Source organism: Pseudomonas sp. R11-23-07, from assembly GCF_003852295.1.
Classification (GTDB): domain Bacteria; phylum Pseudomonadota; class Gammaproteobacteria; order Pseudomonadales; family Pseudomonadaceae; genus Aquipseudomonas.
On the sequence record NZ_CP027761.1, the window covers coordinates 3,531,708 to 3,548,565 of the forward strand.

The window sequence follows — 16,858 nt, forward strand, 5'->3', positions numbered from 1 at the left end:
TTGAACTCCGTTCCAACGATTCTGCTGCCGGGGATTACCCGGTCAGGTGCGCAGAATCTGAATCACGCTGGGTACCATCCGGGGTTTGGGGTAGGCTGTTGAGACCAAACATAACGGAATGAATTTCAAAAATATAATGCTATTTGGGCATAAGCTAATATTTGTTAATTTCATTATTTATAAATATCTTTATTCATATAAATAATATTTTAGACATACAGAGATTCAAATGTGGGAGGGGGCTTGCCCCCGATAGCTGAGTGTCAGTCACTGCATCCACAGCTGATCCACTGCTATCGGGGGCAAGCCCCCTCCCACATGGGTACGGCGTTTACTGAACGGGCCGCAACAGCTGCATCTGCTGGCGATAATCATCCGTCACCTGCCGTGCCTGGCTGCTGCTGGTAATCACCCGTGGGGTAATCAGCACGATCAACTCCGTGCGGTCCTTGGATTTACTGGTGTTGCCAAACAGCCAGCGCAGGCCGGGGATCTTGCCCAGGTACGGCACGGCGCTGACACTCTCGGCGTTGTCCTGTTTGATCAACCCACCCAACAACACCGTCTGCCCGCTTTGCACGGCGACCTGGGTCGACACCGAGCGCGTGGAAATCCGTGGATTGACCGGCGTTTCACTGTCGCTGCCCGCGCTCTGTGCATCGCTGACCTGCTGCTGGATATCCATGTACACCAGCCCGCCCGGATTGATGCGCGGCACCACGTCGAGGATCACGCCGGTCTGCACGTATTCGACGCTGCTCAAGGTGGTATCGGCATCCCCGGTGTTGACGGTGGTCTGGCTGATGGGAATGTTGTCCCCCACCTGGATCTGCGCCGGCTGGTTGTTCATCACCACCAGCGACGGCGCCGACAGCACCTGGGTGCGGCCGTTGGTTTCCAGGGCGTGCAAGGCCACTTGCAGGTTGGAGCTGACGAAGGAATAGAACAACGAATCCGCCGCCCCCAGCCCTGCCCCGCCACCGCCCAATGCGCCCTGGCTGCCGGAGGCGTTGGCCACCGTGGTACTGGTGGAATTGCCGGCCAGGCGGCCGAGGTACCACTGCACGCCAAGGTCGAGTTCGCCGGTCAGTTTAACTTCGAGAATGCGCGTCTCGATCTGCACTTGGAGCGGTGGGTTGTCGAGGCGCTTGATCGCCGCTTCGATTTCTTTCCATTGCGCCGGACGCGTGCGCACCAGCAGTTGGTTGCTGCTTTTTTGCGCGGTGATACGGGTGCCGGTTTCGAGGTCGCTGATGGGCGGCGCCGGGGTCTCCTCGCTGCTCTCCTGCGTGGATTCCTCGGCGGCGGGCGCGGGGGTGTTGGCCTGCAGCCCTGCGCTGGTGGAGGAGGACAGCGTGGTGGTGCGCAACCCCGGCGCGACCTTGGCCGGGGTGTCGTCCTTGATCGCGCCATTGCCGTAGATCTGCCGCAGGTACCTGGCCAGGTCCGCAGCCTTCATGTTGCGCACGTCGTACACGTACATCTGCGGCTCATTGCCGCCGCCCTCGTCGATGGTGCGAATCCAGTCGCCCACTTCGCTGAGGTACTGGGGCTGGGAAGAAATCGCCACCACCGAGTTGGTGCGCTCCACCGGCAAGAACCGCAGCATGCCCGCCAGGGGCGTGCCGCTGTCGGCGCCGAACATGGCTTGCAGCTCGGGCATCAGCTCGGCCACCGAGGCGCGTTGCAGGCCGAACACGCCCACCGACATGCCCTTGAGCCAGTCCACATCGAAGGTGTCGATGGTGTCCTGGTAGTTGGCCAGTTCTTCCGGGGTGCCGGCCAGGCTCAGCACATTGCGCGCAGGGTCCACCAGCAGGAAGGCGTTCTCCCGGGCGAAGGGCTTGAGTAGTTTCTGCATCTCGGTGGCGGAGATATAGCGCAGCGAAAACAGGCGTGCCGAGAGCCCGCTGGCGGGCTGCGCGACGCGCATCTGCGGCACCAGCTTGCCGGCCACCGCCTGATTGGCCGGCAGGATTACATAGCGGTTGCCCTGGCGGATCATGGCGTTATCGGTCCAGGACAACAGGGTTTCGAGGATCGACAGCGCCTGCTGCTTATCCACCGGTTTGGAGGTGGAGAAGCTGACGTTGCCCTTCACGCCTTGGGCGATGCTGTAGTTTTCGTGCAGCAGGTCGCCCATTACGCTGTTGATCACCGCTTCGATGGGCTGGTCCTGAAAGTTGAACACGATGTCGCCGCCCGCCTCCTTCAACGCAGGCGTTGATGCAGGCGCGCGCAGGAACTGCTGGTTGCCGCGAATCAACTGGCGCGGCGCGGGTGACTTCGCCTCGGGCTGGGGGCTTTGCAGCACGGGCGCTTCGCTGGGTGGGCGTTGCGAACCGGTGCCCTGCAGGGCTTCGTGGAGCAGTTCTTTATCCGGGTCGAGGCGGTCGGGCAACGCACCGCAGCCGCCGAGGGCGACGGTGGTGGCCAGGCAAAACAACGGGGTGCGCATATCAATCAAGGGAGGGGCTCGCGAGAAGGAGAAATCGAGGGCAACCGCTTGCCGTACAGGCTCAGGGTCTGGGTGCGTCCGTCCAGGGCGAAGCGCGCCGATTGCGGGGTGAGGTGTTCCAGGCGCCAGCCGTTGGGCAGGCTCTGGCCCAGGCGCACCGTCAGGGGTGGGCCGTCGGCTTGTTTAAGCATGACCATTTGCAGGTTGCCGGTGATCAAGATGCCGCTGAGGCTCAGGCTGGACAGGCTGGTGACCCGCGCTTTGCCCGCCACACGGTCAGGGCTGCGATCCGGGCTGAACAGCGGCGCCTGCCAGGTACCGGCGAGGTCGGCCAGGGCCACCGTGGGCGGCGCCTGCAGGTTGACGGCGGGCTGCACCGGCGCGGGCTCCTCGGGCAACCACTGCGGTTCATCGCCGATGCTGCTGAGGATCACGGCCATCAACAGTCCCAATAGCCCGGCCAGGCCGAGCAAGCCCCACTCCAAGGGGCGCAGTGTGCCGTTCATGGTGCCACCCGCGCCGGTTGCAAGTAGCCGCGTACCAGCAGGTTCACCACCAACTTGCCCGCCCCGCCCCGTGCGGGCGCCTCGCGACTGCGCCGGATGCGCAGCTCATCGACGAACAGATACGGCGGCTGATACTCCAGCGCATGCAGAATCGCGGTCAACGGTTCGATGGCGCACTCAAGGGTCAGGCTGACCTTGACCTGGCGATACGGCTCGCCAGCGTCTTGCCCTGCGGTGATGGGCTTGCGCTGGGTCAGGCTGCAACCGCCGCCACGGCCGGCCTGGCTGGCGATCAGGTCGGCGAGGCGCTGCATCAGGTCGGCGGCGACCACGTCGGAGTCGTCCCCCGGCAACAGGCTGGCGCTGCTGGCCGGGTCCTGCCGTGCCTGCTCAAGCTGCTGGCGCAGTGCATCGCCCTGGCGCAACAGGCTGGCATAGCGTTGCTGTTGTTCGCGCAACTGTTCGGCGTGGGTACCCATGCTGCGCAGCGGCCCGGCGAACCAGCTGTCGATCAACAGCCAGTAGGCTGCGCCCAGCACAGCGGCCAGCACCAGCAAGGCGGCTCCGCGACGTTCACGGGGTGTGAGGGGTCGGCGCATCGGCAGCCTCCTGGCGCAAGTGGGCACGCAGGGCAAACTGATCCTTGCCGGTGCGCGCATCGGGTTGAATCACCCCTTCGAACTGGGCGTTTTCCAAACGGTGGCAGCCTTTGATCCGGGTAATCAGGCCGCTGGCCTTGGCACTTTGACCGGCGATGGAAATCTCACCGTCCTTGACGTCCAATTGCTCAAGCCAGGTGTCGGCCGGCAGGCAGCGGGTCAAGTCATTCAGCAGACCGGCCAAGGGCGGCTGCGCCAGTTTGCGGCGCGTGAGGTACTGCGCCGCGCCCTGGGTGTTGAGCAGTTGCTGGCGCAGGGCATGCACCTGGGCCACCTGGGCTTTTTGTTGCTGGACGCTGTGCTGCATGGCATCGAGGACACGCTGGCGGTCGTTGAGCCACAGCAGCATCGCCGCGATCAGCAAGGCGCCGCACAGCCACGGCAGGCTGCGTTGCAAGCCTAAGCCCTGTGCGCGTTGACGCGGGCGCAGGCTGGCGGGCAACAGGTTAATGCCCAGGTCTGCCACATCCACCCGATGAGGCCGCAGGCCCAGGGTGGCGCAGTCGGCGAGAATCTGGTCCAGGCGTTCGCGCAGGATCGCTACCAGCGTCACCTCAAGGTGCGTAGCGGTGCGCTGTTCCTGGCGTACGACGAAGTACAACTGCTCGGCATCGAACGGGGTATAGCGGTCCAGTTCATACCCCACCACATTGGCCAGGTTGCGCGCGGCGGCCAGGGGCAGGTGCAGGGTTTGCCGCAGCACGTCGTCAGGGCCGAGCATCAGCACTTGGCCCGCTTGGCCCAGTTCGAGCGGCGCGCTCAGCGGCCAGTGATGGATGCGCTCCTGCGGCTCCTTGAGTGCCAGCCAGCCCGGCACACAGCCGCGCAACTCCGTGAGCCACAGGCGCCAGGCCTGTTGGGCCAGGCTGCCGCGCCAATGGCGGGCGATAGGTTCGAGTCGATTCATTCTTGCCACCGCAGCACCCGATAGGGCTGTGCGCTGTCCTCCGCTGGGCTCAGTGAAACGGTAATGCGCACGCGCGCCTGGTAACCGCCGGGGCGCTCGGCGCGGCTGTCGATTTCCACGACTTGGCCGGGGTCGGCGCCCTCGGCGTTGCGGCTTGGCAGGTTGAGCGCCTTGCGCATCAAGGGGCTGGCGAACGCCGGATCGGGTCGATCCAGGTCGCTCCACAAGGTGATTTCGGGCAGCAATTGGCTGTAGAGCGCCTGGGTCATGCCCGGCAGCTGACGCACTTCTTCGAGCACCCGAAACGGCGCCAGGCCCTGGCGGCGCCGGGCCTCGAGCGCCTTGACCCATTGCTGCGCCTGGGCCGGCGTGGCGCCGCAGGCCAGGGCCAGGCGCGTGAGGTCATCGGCCGTGGCGTTGATCAGGTACAACTTGCCGCGCTCGCTGCGCAGGCTGACCTGCAGCCGCGCATCGTCAAAGCCCAGCGCAATCGCGCGCCCATCGGCCACCCAGTGCTGCTGCGCCATCACCATGGCGATGCCGGCCTGGGCCGCCAATTGCGTCTGGGTATGCTGTTTGAGCCACAGGGCCTGGCGACTTTGCAACTGCACCCAACCGGCCAGGCCGCCGAGCAACACGCTGAGCAATGCCAGCACCCAGAGCACCAGCAGCAACGCCGCACCGCGCTGGCGCTTCATTCTTCCAGGCTCCCACTGGACAGGTTCAGGCGCAGCGCAATCACTTGGGCGACCCACGGCACCGGCCCGTTGACGTGGGCCACGATGCGCACCGCATAAGGCAAGCGCCTCGGCCAGGGCCAGTCAGCGACCCAGCCGGTCGGCTGGCCCAGGGGCGTCAGGCCGCGGTAGCTGAACTGCAACTGCTCGACGTGGGTGAGCAGCACCTGCGGTTCAACGCGGGCCGGGTTGATGTGGGATTCCAACTGTGCGAACTGCACCTGCAAGGCCTGGTCGACCCGCTGCAGGGTAAAGCGCTGGATGCCGCCGCCGAGCACACCGGGCAAGGTCGACACAAACTGCAGGCGCTCGGCCGTGCCGCTGAAAAAGCCCTCGGCCTGGCTGTCGTCTTCCGTCACATCCAGGGGCAGCGCCTCGCTGATGGCGGTGCGCAGGAACTGCTGGGCGGCACGCATTTCGTCCAGGCTGACGGTGTAGCGCTGGGCCTTGGTCACCGCACGATTGGCGCCCAGCAAGGCGCCGCCGACCAGCACCAGCAGCACTGCGAGCAAGCTGAGTACCACGAGGATTTCCAGCAAAGTGAAGCCCTGCTCGCGGCGCTTCACAGGCGCGCCTTCAAGGTACTGAAATGCGCCTGGTGCGGGCCTTCGCTGACGGTCAGGTCGAGGCGATACAGCTGCGGCTGTTGGCGGCTGAGGGTCAGTTGCCAGTGGATGCCATCCAGTTCGCCCTGGCGCACACCGCTGTCGAGGCGGCCGGCGGTTTCCTGATCAAGCACCGTGAGCGCCGCATGCGCCAGCCGATCACTGCGCGCCACCTGCGCCAGGGAACGCGCGCTCTGGCCGAAGGCGACCAGCAATACGCTGCTGCACACCGCCAGCAGGGTCAGGGCGGCGAGCATTTCGAGCAGGGTGAAACCGGCCTGGCGCTTCATGGCAACGCCTTGGACTGCACGCTGCCGGTCAGCCAGCCGATATCGATGCGCCAGCGCCGAGTGCCGCTGACCAACAACAGGTTGCCGCCGGTGGAACTGCCGTCAGGGTAGAACTCAACCGCCGAGCCGGCCTGCTCGGCGGTGTGCACGCTCAGTTGCAGCGCTTGCGGCCAGTGCAGCGGCGCCCGGCCAGGCGCGCTGAACGCACGGTTGGGCAGATCGAACTCGGTACGCGCCGCCTGGCCGCTGATAATCGCCCCGGCCCGCGTGGTGCGCAGCGCCTCGACCATCTGCCCGACCACCCGACGCTCCTTGGCCGCTTGCAGGCCCTGGCGCAGCCCGACGCTGAGCAAGCCGGCAGCAAGGCTGATCAGCAGGATCACCACCAGCATTTCCAGCAGGGTAAATCCACGCTGGGCCATGGGCCGCTTATTCCCAATTGCCCAGGTCGGCACTGTAGCCCTCGCCGCCGGGTTGGCCGTCCTGGCCGTAGAAGATCAAGTCAAAGGCGCCATGCTCACCGGGAAAGCGATAGCCGAACGCGTGGCCGAACGGGTCTTTCAATTCCGACGGCTTGGCGTAGGGCCCGGCCCAACCGGACGCCGTCGCGGGCTTGTCCACCAGTTGTTGCAGGCTGGTGGGCGGCGAGCCAACGTCCAGCGCGTAGCTGTCGATCTTCATGCTCAAGCCGGCGAGTTGGGCCTTGCCCGCGCCGTACTTGCCCTTGTCCACATTGCCGCCGACCTGGCGTACCACGATGGTCGCGACAATGCCCAGCAGCACGATCACGGCAAGCATTTCCAGCAGGGTAAAACCGCTTTGGCGGCGTCGGGCATTCATCGTTATAGCTCCTTGAAGTTCATATATGGCTGGTGAGGCTCATCAGCGGCAGCATGATCGCGAGCATGATCACCGCCACCAGCACCGCCATGACCACGGTCAGGGTGGGCACCAGTGCGGCGAGCAATCGGTCGATGCCGCGCTTGGCCTCGACGTCGAAAATATCGGCAACCTTGAGCAGCATGCTGTCCAGTTCACCGGCCTGTTCACCGACCTCGATCATTTGCAGCGCCAGTTCGGGCAGCAAGGGTTGGCCGCCAAACGCCTGGCCGAGGCTGCCACCGGCTTTCACCGATTCGGCGGCCATCGCCACCTGCGCCTGCAGCGCACGGTTGCTGCAGACCTGCCGGGCAATCACCAGCGCCGGCAGCAGCGCCACGCCATTGCTGAGCAAGGTGCCCAAGGTGCGCGTCAGCCGTGCCGCTTCGACCCGTTGCAGCAGCGGGCCGAGCACGCGCAGGCCGAGCACGCGGCGATCACAGCGCTCGCGGCGGCGCGGGTCGCGCAGGCCGATGACCAGCGCCCACAGCAGGGCAATCAACCCGGCCAGCACCAGTAGCCCATAGGCGCCGAGAAACTCGCCGAGCCCCAGGATCACTTCGGTGATCAGCGGGATCGGCACGCCCAGGTCCTGGAAAATCGGCACGAATTGCGGCACCACGTACGCCAGCAACAGCGCCAGCGAACCCAGCACGCCCACCACCAGGAACGCCGGGTAGATCAGCGCGTTGATCACCTCGCCACGCAGGCGCTGGCTGCGCTCCAGGTAGTCGCTGAGCTGGCGCAGGGTACGCTCCAGCGCGCCGCCCGCCTCACCGGCGCGCACCATGCTCAGGTACAGCGGCGAGAAGCTGCCGCCCTCCTGTTCCAGCGCGGCCGATAACGGTTTGCCGGCCTTGACCTCGTCGCGGATGCGTTCGATCAAACCGCGCACCTGGGGCGAGCCGGGCTGCTTGAGCAGCAGGCCGAGGCAGCGTTCCAGGGGCTGGCCGGCGCCGAGCAAGGTCGCCAGTTGTTGCGTGAAGCTGACCAGGCCCGCGCCTTTCAATGCTCCGCGCGCGGGGCTCAACAGGGGCCGGCCCGCTGTCTCGATCTGCAACAGCAGCAGGCCGCGCTTGTGCAATGCGGCGACGGCAGCGGCTTGGTCCTTGGCTTGCAGGGTGCCGTTGTGGGCGACACCCTGGCTGTCGAGCGCACGAAACTTGAACAGCGTCACGCCGGTTCCCCACGGGTGACGCGCAGCACTTCTTCCAGGCTCGTGACGCCGGCCAGCGCCTGGCGCAAGCCCTCTTCATACAAGGTGCGCAAGCCGGCGCGGCGAGCGGCTTGCTCGAGGGTAGCGGCGTCGGCGTGGCGCATCAACAGGCCGCGCACTTCATCGTTCATCACCAGCAACTCGGTGAGGGCGCTGCGGCCATGGTAATCGCCGTGGTAGAGCAGGATCGGGCGCTGGTCGGTCAGACGGTCCAGGCCGTGTTCTTCGATCAACGCGGCTGGCGCTTCGAACGCGACGCGGGTGGCCGGGTCCAGGCGGCGCACCAGGCGCTGGGCAAGGATGCCGCTGACGGTCGAGGCAATCAGGTAACTTTCGACGCCCATGTCCAGCAGCCGCGTGATGCTGGCAGCGGCGCTGTTGGTGTGTAGGGTCGACAGCACCAGATGGCCGGTGAGTGCGGACTGGATGGCGATGCGGCAGGTTTCCAGGTCACGGATTTCGCCGATCATGATCACGTCCGGGTCCTGGCGCACGATGGAGCGCAGAACACCGGCAAAGTCCAGGCCGATGGCCGGTTTTACCTGGATCTGGTTGATGCCTTCGAGCTGGTATTCGACCGGGTCTTCGACGCTGATGATCTTGCGCTCAGGGGTGTTGAGGCGCGACAACGCGGTGTAGAGGGTGGTGGTCTTGCCGGAACCGGTCGGCCCGGTCACCAGCAGAATGCCGTGGGGCCGTTCCAGCAGTTCAAGAAAAGTGGCCAGGCGCTGACCATCGAAACCCAGGCTGGGGAAATCGAACTGCACGGTCTGCCGGTCGAGCAAGCGCATCACCACCGATTCGCCGAAAGCGGTGGGCACCGTGGACACGCGCAAATCCAGTTCCTTGCCCTGGATACGCAGCATGATGCGACCGTCCTGGGGCAGGCGGCGCTCGGCAATATCCAGGCGCGCCATGATCTTCACCCGGGAAATCACCGCTGCCGAGGAGCTGGCCGGCGGCGCCTCGGCGTCGTGCAGCACGCCGTCGATGCGGTAGCGCACCTTGAGCTGGTGTTCGAAGGGTTCGATGTGAATATCCGAGGCGCGCTGCTCCACGGCGCGCTGCAGGATCAGGTTGACCAGGCGGATCACTGGCGCTTCGGAGGCCATGTCCTTGAGGTGCTCGATATCTTCCAGCGCACCGCCCTGCTCGCCCAGGTTCTCCACCAGTGTGCCCATGGCGGATCGGCCCTGGCCGTAGTAGCGCTCGATCAGGCTGTCGACTTCCGTGCGCGGGCCGATGGCCAGCCAGATCGGCACCTGGCAGGCATAGGCCAGGGCCTGGAATGGATACAGCTGGGCCGGGTTGGCCGCGAGTACGCGCAGCCCGCCATCGGCCCAACCGATGGGCACCAGCTGGTAGTGGCGCATGAAGCGCTCGGTCAGCGCGGGCATAGGGTCGAGCAACGGCGGCGCCGCATCGGCGTGCACCAGCGGCGCATCGAGCAAGGCGGCCCAGGCGCGGGCCAGTTCGATTTCGCTGACCAACCCCAGGCGCGTGAGCAGACCGAGCAGGTCGCTACCCTCGGTGGATAAGCGTCTGGCGCGGTCCAGGTCGACGGTCTTCAGCCCTGCATGCGCCATCAACCATGCGCACACCTGCTCGGTGTGCGGGACAGGCATCTGGCAGGCATTGATGGGGGCTGACGACATAATGAATGTGATATCTGATAGGGCGAGAAGTATGGCTATTTGGAACTACCGAACAATGCCATTAGTTCGCCATAGCCCTGCCGGGAGTTAGCCGGGGGTATCGACTGGAAGTTATAGCGCTAGTTCCTGTGCGAGGGAAATATAAATACAAAACATTGCTGAATGCACTGATTTAGAGCGTTGGCAGCCAATTGCCACTGGTTGCAAATAGCCATACGCCTTAATTATTCACACACTTTCCCTTAAATAACCGGCGAGGAAAAACAGGCAAGCGTTTTACTCCGGCACCACGCGCGAAGGTGTATCGCCGGGAAAGGATTTTTACCGCCTCTTCCATGGCCAATACTGCTTTTTCGCATGGGCATGCCCAGGGAACTGATCGAACGACTATTTCGGCCTAACGATGCTTATAAAACGCTATTAGAGGCATTTAGCCATACCCTGCCCCATTCCAAAAAGCCATCTGATTACAGTCAGTTGGACGCTAAGCAAGCCACGCGCTCGTCGCAAAACTGGCGAAAAAATGCACCAAATTCTGTTTACGCCCTGCCTTTACAGGCGAAGAAGCACGCCTAGACTCTCACTCGATTCAGCTCCCTGGATCATGACCAACACTGGAAAAGGATATTCAAAATGAACGCCTTCACTTCGGTAAATACCGTCACCACGCCCCTCACCATCAACTGCAACTCCGTGACCACGTATAACGGCGATCCCAACGAAACCACCAAGGTCACGTTCAACTACCAGAACAACCTGCTGTGGGCTACCCAAGTCAATAACACTGCCTCAACGCAAACGCTCTCCGCCGACGCCCCTGCCGGACCGGTGATCCTGCGCGCGGGCGCCAAGGTGACGCTGCAAAACGTCGGCGCGGGGTTCAGCATCCTGTTCACTGGCGTCATCGTCGACAGCGGTTCCGAGACGCCTTTCACCAGCACCAACATCGGTACATTCAGCCTTTCCTGATCCATACGGGTTCTTTAGCCAGACCCCATCCTTGAAGCCGGCGGACGCGCACGTACGCCGGTTTCATTAACGCAGTACGGGACATGGACGGTACCCTCCCGTGACAAAGCATCGGATGCTTTATACCCGGGTTTGCTGGTTAACACTGGGCGCGATTCTGGCAAGCATCCTGTGGGTAATGGCGACCGGCAGACATGCGCCGACGGCTTCGCCTGACGGGTTCAGCCATACTTTTTCCAGCGTCGAGTACGCCTCCCTGACCTCGGGCTGCGCCGACCTTGTTCCCGCTCCTTCCGCCTCTTCGGCGACCCCGGCACCCTGCCTGCCAGGGCCGATACTGCTGCCCGGCATGAGCGTCAGCCGTCAGGTGGGTCCGGTGCTGTTCGTTCTGGTCGTCGACAGTCGCGAGGCCCGGGTGAACGCCGAACTGTCCATGGGCGGCGCTGGCCTGACCGGGTTGAGCATGACGGCCGACACACCCACTGCCACCTTTGACCTGGCCAGCGATGGGCAACGCATACGTGGCAGCCTGGGCGCATTTTTCTGTGCCCCTCCGAACACTTCGCATGTGCTCGCCGACTTCAATATCGAAGGCACGCACGAGGACAACAAGGACAGCGCGCAAGCCTATCGCGGCGACCTTATCCGCTGGCAGAGCCCAACCACCAGCGTGATTGCCCACTACCGCCAACCCTTGTTGCCGGACCTGCAAGTGACCGTGGAACTGCTTGATCCCTACAAACCCGACAGCAGCAACGCGTTGACGGCCCAAGTGAGTTTCTACTACGCCACGAACCTGATCGACCGCTACACCGTCATGGCTACCGCCACCCCCGTGACCCTGCGCAAATCCAGCGTCGGGCCGGTGCATATCCAGGGAGGGGCCTTGTCGTTTCGTCCCGCCACCCAGGAACAGCGGGGGCAGCTCAGCCTCGATGGCACTTTCCAGTCCGGCCATAACCTGCCCAACCACTACGCCGGCAGCATCGCCGACTGGTCGTGGATTCGTGGCCGTGCCGACAATTGCAGGGGATAGACATGACCAGCCGCGCCACCACCCCATCCGACTATCAGCAAATTGCCAACAGCGCGGCCTATGCCCTGCCCGATGACAGTGGTTATGGCTGGCGCGGCTACGTGATGCCCCAAGGCACCCTACCAGCCGATTTGCCGGCCAGCCTGAGCCCTGCCGATGCGTTCGATAAGCAGGCCGGCCATTACCTGTTCGCCCCCAGCGAGCCGGTCAGCCTACGCAGCGACCCGTCGGCTTTCGTCACCGCCCTCTATGCCTTTCTGTTTGCCGTCGAGCAGCGCAACTTCGTCGGCAGGGCGCTGCTCTGGTTGCCGGGCAGCAACCTGCCGGCGCCCAAACGCTTCAACGACTATGGGTTGCGCATCAGCCTGGGGACGTCCTGCCAAGTGCAGAACAACCTCAACATAAAGCTCGGCGACCGCCTGACCTTCTTCATCAACTTCGGCACCTTCGTCAGATACGATGCCGACCTCAACGCGTTGCGCCTGAAGTCCAGTACCGGGATCAGCATGGGCTTCAACGACAAACTGCAGGCAGACAGCGGCCTGCAACTGACTCCCCCGCTGCAGCCGTTGGCCTATATACCGCTGGACGGTAGCCAGGCCGCAAGCCTGGTTTATGCCTTGACCTACAACCCTGTGGCTGCGCTGCGGTATTTCCAGACCGGCTTTGCCTATGTGGTCAACACCGGGAACGGCAACACCCTGCTCAACTACCCGGTGTTCAACCCGATCGGCATGCCGGCCACGTTGAACATGGGCGGTGTCCTCGACCCGCTGGACCGGCTGAACCAGCACATCAGTGCAACGCAACTGGCCGCCGGGTTGATCCGAACCGGCCTGGCCTTCGCCGCTGCCGGCAGCACCTTGCTGCCCAGTCAATGGCGCAGCACTGCCGGCAACCCTATCAATCTGGTCCCGCTCAATGGCCTCGATGCCAATGGCTGGCCCCTGCCCCACGCGGCCAGCCTGGTGTTCTGTGATGATGGCGCGAGCTACAGCCTCACCCTGAGCGGTGACTATGGCTTAAGTGTGCCGACCCTTCCCGCCGCCGTCGGGCAATCGCTGTTGTGCGGCATCTTCGGTACCGAATGGCTGAGCTTTTCCAACTACAATCCTGCGGCCAGCCCCACCGAAAATGACCGCATACGCCTGCTCGCCGCTCAATCGGCGTATGCACCCGTCTTCCCATTCCCGACCAGCAGCCTGGTGTCCCCCACCAGCGGCGCGGTCACCGCCCTGCTGACCGGCGACTACCGGACCTCCTGGAGCAGCCTGATTGCCGGCGCCTCTATCCCGGCCTACAGCGCACAGCCCGACGGCAGCCCGCTTTATGGCCAGGCCGCCGCAGCTGGCGCCACCGTGATGCTGGCCCCCGCCGCGCCACGCACACCGCTCCCGCAAACCCCCGGCTTCGCCTTCCCCCTGGTGCCGTATGCCGGCATGCCCAATACACCGGGCGTCAACCTGACCCAGTTCGAGAGCGAGATTCTTGCGGCCTCGCGCAAGAGCCTGATCAGCGCCGCCACCCTGCCGGGCAGGCGGGCCGCACGGCTCAAACGCCTGCAACGGGCCCCGGCTGGCGCGGCCGAAAAACCCGACCGGGCGACCACACCGCAAGGCTTGCTGGTGGACCTGGACCCGGACGGTATCGGCTACCGCAAAGTGCTGCTGGCACGCTCGAAATCTGCCGAGAGCATGCTGGATTTTGCCTTCGAACAGCCCACCGAGGCACTGCACGAGGCGCTGCAAACCAATCAGTTATTTCTCGTCGGCGTCAACCCGCAACCGTTTTTCACCCAGGGCGCAACGTTCAGCAACCACCTGGAGATCGCCGGCTGGCACTTCATCGCCAATATCGGTGCCGGCGTGCAAACCACCAGCTACCGCAACGTGCTGATCATGAAATATTGCAGTGGCAGCCTGAAAGAGCGCATCGACAATCCCAACCGCTGGACCCTGCCCGAGACGTTCTCGAAAACCGCAGACCTGATGCCGGGGCTTGAGACCCTGGCCTACACCGGTTTGTCCCAGTGGCTGCAGGACTTCATCAGCGCCGCCGAGCTCAAGGCCGCCGCAACACCGGACAGCCTCTATGCGGACTTCGTCGCCCAGGTCAACGACCCCGAATGGAAAGGCTTTATGGTGCTCAACGCCGACCTGCCCTTGGACAGCCTCCCCGAGCAATTGGCCGGGATCGCCGCCGGCATCGATTACAGCCGCTTTCTCGCCCACCACTTCGGCGCCAGCGTCAGTCGCATCAGCCATCAGGACGACACCTTGGATATCCAGGGCATTTCCAACCTCTTCGGACTGATCGACTATCAGAACCCGGCTTATGAACAGGCCCGGGCCAACGGCGCGGACGCCGACATGCCCATCGCCCTGGCCACGACCGAAGGTTATGCCTTCAGCGTCCTCCAGCTCCAGGCACTGTTTCGTCAGTCCAGGCTGGTGACCTTCAACAGTCGCATCCAACTGAGCCTGGACCGCCTGTTCGGTTCAGCGATCCAGGCCACACGACGCGCCGAAAATCCGAGTGCCGTAAATGCCATGGTCCTCGACGGCAGCGCCCTGCAACAAAACGACACCACCACCTATGTCTTCGAACAAAGCCAGAGCTACCTGTTCAACCTGGACAGCAACGTGCTGCCGGCAGCATCCGTCAATCGCATCCAGTTCAACACCCTGGGCAGCCCGGACAGCGGCGTCACCACCGCCAGTCGTTTCCTGTTGTGGGGCAAGCTGGACTTCGCCCTGCTCGAGACCTCCTCCGGGCCATTCGACCTGTTGTCCTTTGGCAGCGAAGACGGCAGTCCGCGCAACGAGGGCCTGGCTTATACCAACCTGCAGATCGGCATGAGTTTTCCCAGCGCCACACCCAACGCCGTGAGCTTCAGCTTCAATCCCGGCAACCTGGGATTCGATCCGGTCACCAGCCAGGTTCGCGGCAAAAGCCTCTACAAGGGTTTGACCCTGCAGCTCAAGCAATTCATCCAGGCGCCGGAACAGAAGAAACCCGCGGACTACGGTTTTCTCCCGGTCCTGCCGGAGAACCTGTCGCTCAAGCCTATGTCCGGAGCCTGGTCGGGCATTGTCTACAAAGTCACCATGGGATCGCCCGGCGCCCTGGTCTCGGGCGCTGGTTTCGAGTCCGACCTGTTGGTTGCCTGGTCGCCCGACAGCCAGAGCACCGACGCCAACCCCATGCTGTTCGTTGGCTTGAGCCTGCCGGGCGCCGCGCCATCCGCCAGCGTGTTTTCCCTGCAGGGAATCATCAAGGTGTCCACCGGACCGATCAAACTGCTCTACCAGACCATCCCAGGACAGCCCGATCCGCAAGCGAAATTCTTCAACCTGCAACTGACCGATATCGGCATCAAGATCCTCGGCATCGCCAAGTTGCCCCCAGGGGCGACCCTGCAGTTTTTCCTGTTTGGCGACCCTCGGTCCTCCGGCAGCCTGGGTTGGTATGCCGCCTACGTCAAAGATCCGGACAGCGACACCGAACGCCTGCTGGCCCTGACGCCGGATACGTCCACGCATCCGGCACTGACCGGGCCATCGGAGATCGCCTCATGACGCGCGTCCTGTACTGGAACATCGAGAGCTTCGGCTATAACAAGATCCGCCCCTTGAGCACCAAGCGGAACCGCGCCGGGGCGTTTATTCCCGACCTGAACGCTGCGGACCGACTGGCGCTGATCCTGGCCCATATCACCGCCTTCAACCCGGACATCTTCGTGGTGGTAGAGACCGCCAGCGGCCCGAGCCACGGCCCAGGCTCACTGATTTCCCCAACCGGCGGCTGGCAAGGTTGCGTGGAGCTGTTGTTGCGCATCCGCAACCTGACCGGCCTTGCCTGGAACCTGGTGCCGCCCCTGGTGGTCGGCCAGGCCGGGCGAGCCGAGGGCGTCGCGGTGTTCTACAAACCGGTGATCCCGGCGGGCCCCGGCGTGGCGGCCGGCAGGCGCTTGTTCACCGGCCCCAACGCCTGGTCACCAGCGGGCAATGGCATCAGCTTCAACCCCACCGTTTTGCCCGCGCCCGCCGCCGGCAACTACCCGCCGCTACAGACCAACGCTTGTTTTACCGTCGCCGGTCGCGCTATTCCCCCTGCCGCCCTTAACCCCGGCAACCTGTCCGAAAGCCGGTGCGCGGCGCGGGTCGATTTCGTCGATAACCTCGGCGCGCCCCTCAACTATGGCGGCCTGCGCGAACCCTATATGGTGACGTTCTGTGAAACCGTCGACGGCCCGCCCGTGGTGGTGCAGCGCAACCTCACGCTGTTTGCCATCCATTCGCCGCCGCAGTACGTGGCGGCCAATGCCTACCTCAACGGTCTGGCCAACGTGCGTGACATCAGCGCCGCCCTGGGCGCGTTGGAAACCCGGGTCATCACCGGTGATTTCAATGTCAACCTGCTGAGCCAGACCGGCAATGATCCACTGCGCTACGCCCCGCTCACGGGCCTGGGGTACGCCCTGCAACTGCAGCCACCGGCTGCGGCCCCGCCTCCGGCCCTGGATGCCTACATGGGCTATTTCGCCACCCACCTCAAGAGCAAGAAATCGACGATCTTCTGGTCGACCAACGTGGGCGCCGTGCCTTATCCGGGTTACCGCTACATCGGCTCGTCGAGCAGCAGCAACCTGTATTCGATCGACAACATCCTGGTGCGTGGCGGCGCGGCCGGGAACTTCACCATCGCCAACACCGTGGTCGGCACGCCGCTGAATGTGGTCAACCCCGCGCCTGGCGGTGCGCCCGTGGGCATGGTGGCCATCGCCAGCGATTTCCAGGCGCCTCCGCTCGGCTGGCCGCCATCACCGGCGCCGGCATTCGCCGCTGGCGACCGGCAACGTTTCCGTGGCTGGCGAAACATGGGGCACATCCGCTCCACCAGCGATCACCTGGCCCTGTTCGTGACGGTCTGATTCAAGGA

Annotated in this window: 15 protein-coding genes; 4 read left to right on the forward strand and 11 right to left on the reverse strand. The window is 64.1% G+C overall.

Annotation, left to right across the window (positions count from 1 at the left end; genetic code table 11):
- Window positions 1–331 precede the first annotated feature (331 nt).
- Genes gspD through C4J84_RS16155 form a run of 11 tightly spaced genes read right to left on the reverse strand, consistent with a single transcriptional unit; the run spans window position 332 to window position 9,882 of the window.
- Window positions 332–2,458 carry a type II secretion system secretin GspD gene (gene gspD, locus C4J84_RS16105; protein ID WP_124436328.1) on the reverse strand — a complete coding sequence of 709 codons (2,127 nt, stop codon included), beginning with the start codon at window positions 2,456–2,458 and terminating at the stop codon, window positions 332–334.
- 5 nt (window positions 2,459–2,463) lie between these two features.
- Complete coding sequence (locus tag C4J84_RS16110; protein WP_124371216.1) at window positions 2,464–2,964, reverse strand: general secretion pathway protein GspN; 501 nt, start codon at window positions 2,962–2,964, stop codon at window positions 2,464–2,466.
- Entirely contained in the window at window positions 2,961–3,563 is a 603-nt protein-coding gene (gspM, locus tag C4J84_RS16115) for a type II secretion system protein GspM (protein ID WP_124371217.1), read from the reverse strand. The genes C4J84_RS16110 and gspM overlap by 4 nt, the downstream gene beginning before the upstream one ends.
- Window positions 3,538–4,530: a type II secretion system protein GspL gene (locus C4J84_RS16120; RefSeq protein WP_124435717.1), complete on the reverse strand. Its 993-nt coding sequence runs from the start codon at window positions 4,528–4,530 to the stop codon at window positions 3,538–3,540. Before C4J84_RS16120 ends, gspM begins: the two co-directional genes overlap by 26 nt.
- Window positions 4,527–5,228 (reverse strand): general secretion pathway protein GspK, encoded by a 702-nt coding sequence (locus C4J84_RS16125; protein WP_124435718.1) that lies wholly within the window; start codon window positions 5,226–5,228, stop codon window positions 4,527–4,529. Before C4J84_RS16125 ends, C4J84_RS16120 begins: the two co-directional genes overlap by 4 nt.
- On the reverse strand, window positions 5,225–5,833 hold the full coding sequence (locus C4J84_RS16130; RefSeq protein ID WP_124435719.1) for a prepilin-type N-terminal cleavage/methylation domain-containing protein: 609 nt from the start codon (window positions 5,831–5,833) through the stop codon (window positions 5,225–5,227). The genes C4J84_RS16125 and C4J84_RS16130 overlap by 4 nt, the downstream gene beginning before the upstream one ends.
- Complete coding sequence (locus tag C4J84_RS16135) at window positions 5,830–6,162, reverse strand: type II secretion system protein (protein WP_124363481.1); 333 nt, start codon at window positions 6,160–6,162, stop codon at window positions 5,830–5,832. The genes C4J84_RS16130 and C4J84_RS16135 overlap by 4 nt, the downstream gene beginning before the upstream one ends.
- Window positions 6,159–6,584, reverse strand: coding sequence for a GspH/FimT family pseudopilin (locus tag C4J84_RS16140; RefSeq protein WP_124371221.1), 426 nt, complete (start codon window positions 6,582–6,584; stop codon window positions 6,159–6,161). The genes C4J84_RS16135 and C4J84_RS16140 overlap by 4 nt, the downstream gene beginning before the upstream one ends.
- A 7-nt stretch (window positions 6,585–6,591) precedes the next feature.
- The gene (gene gspG, locus C4J84_RS16145) at window positions 6,592–7,002 is read right to left on the reverse strand and encodes a type II secretion system major pseudopilin GspG (RefSeq protein WP_124363483.1); all 411 of its coding nucleotides are present in this window, start codon (window positions 7,000–7,002) and stop codon (window positions 6,592–6,594) included.
- A 19-nt stretch (window positions 7,003–7,021) separates the two neighbouring features.
- Window positions 7,022–8,218, reverse strand: coding sequence for a type II secretion system inner membrane protein GspF (gene gspF / locus C4J84_RS16150; RefSeq protein ID WP_124371222.1), 1,197 nt, complete (start codon window positions 8,216–8,218; stop codon window positions 7,022–7,024).
- A complete protein-coding gene (locus tag C4J84_RS16155; RefSeq protein ID WP_124371223.1) occupies window positions 8,215–9,882 on the reverse strand; it encodes a GspE/PulE family protein in 1,668 nt (555 codons plus the stop codon). Before C4J84_RS16155 ends, gspF begins: the two co-directional genes overlap by 4 nt.
- A 663-nt stretch (window positions 9,883–10,545) precedes the next feature.
- On the opposite strand from C4J84_RS16155, the gene C4J84_RS16160 reads away from it, so the two are divergent.
- The 4 genes from C4J84_RS16160 (at window position 10,546) to C4J84_RS16175 (ending at window position 16,850) form a co-directional block, all read left to right on the forward strand.
- Window positions 10,546–10,881, forward strand: a complete 336-nt coding sequence (locus tag C4J84_RS16160) for a hypothetical protein (RefSeq protein ID WP_124371224.1) — start codon at window positions 10,546–10,548, stop codon at window positions 10,879–10,881.
- Between the two features lie 178 nt (window positions 10,882–11,059).
- Complete coding sequence (locus C4J84_RS16165) at window positions 11,060–11,917, forward strand: hypothetical protein (RefSeq protein ID WP_124371225.1); 858 nt, start codon at window positions 11,060–11,062, stop codon at window positions 11,915–11,917.
- A 2-nt stretch (window positions 11,918–11,919) separates the two neighbouring features.
- Window positions 11,920–15,495, forward strand: coding sequence for a hypothetical protein (locus C4J84_RS16170; protein WP_124371226.1), 3,576 nt, complete (start codon window positions 11,920–11,922; stop codon window positions 15,493–15,495).
- The gene (locus C4J84_RS16175; protein ID WP_124367584.1) at window positions 15,492–16,850 is read left to right on the forward strand and encodes a hypothetical protein; all 1,359 of its coding nucleotides are present in this window, start codon (window positions 15,492–15,494) and stop codon (window positions 16,848–16,850) included. Before C4J84_RS16170 ends, C4J84_RS16175 begins: the two co-directional genes overlap by 4 nt.
- Window positions 16,851–16,858 lie beyond the last annotated feature (8 nt).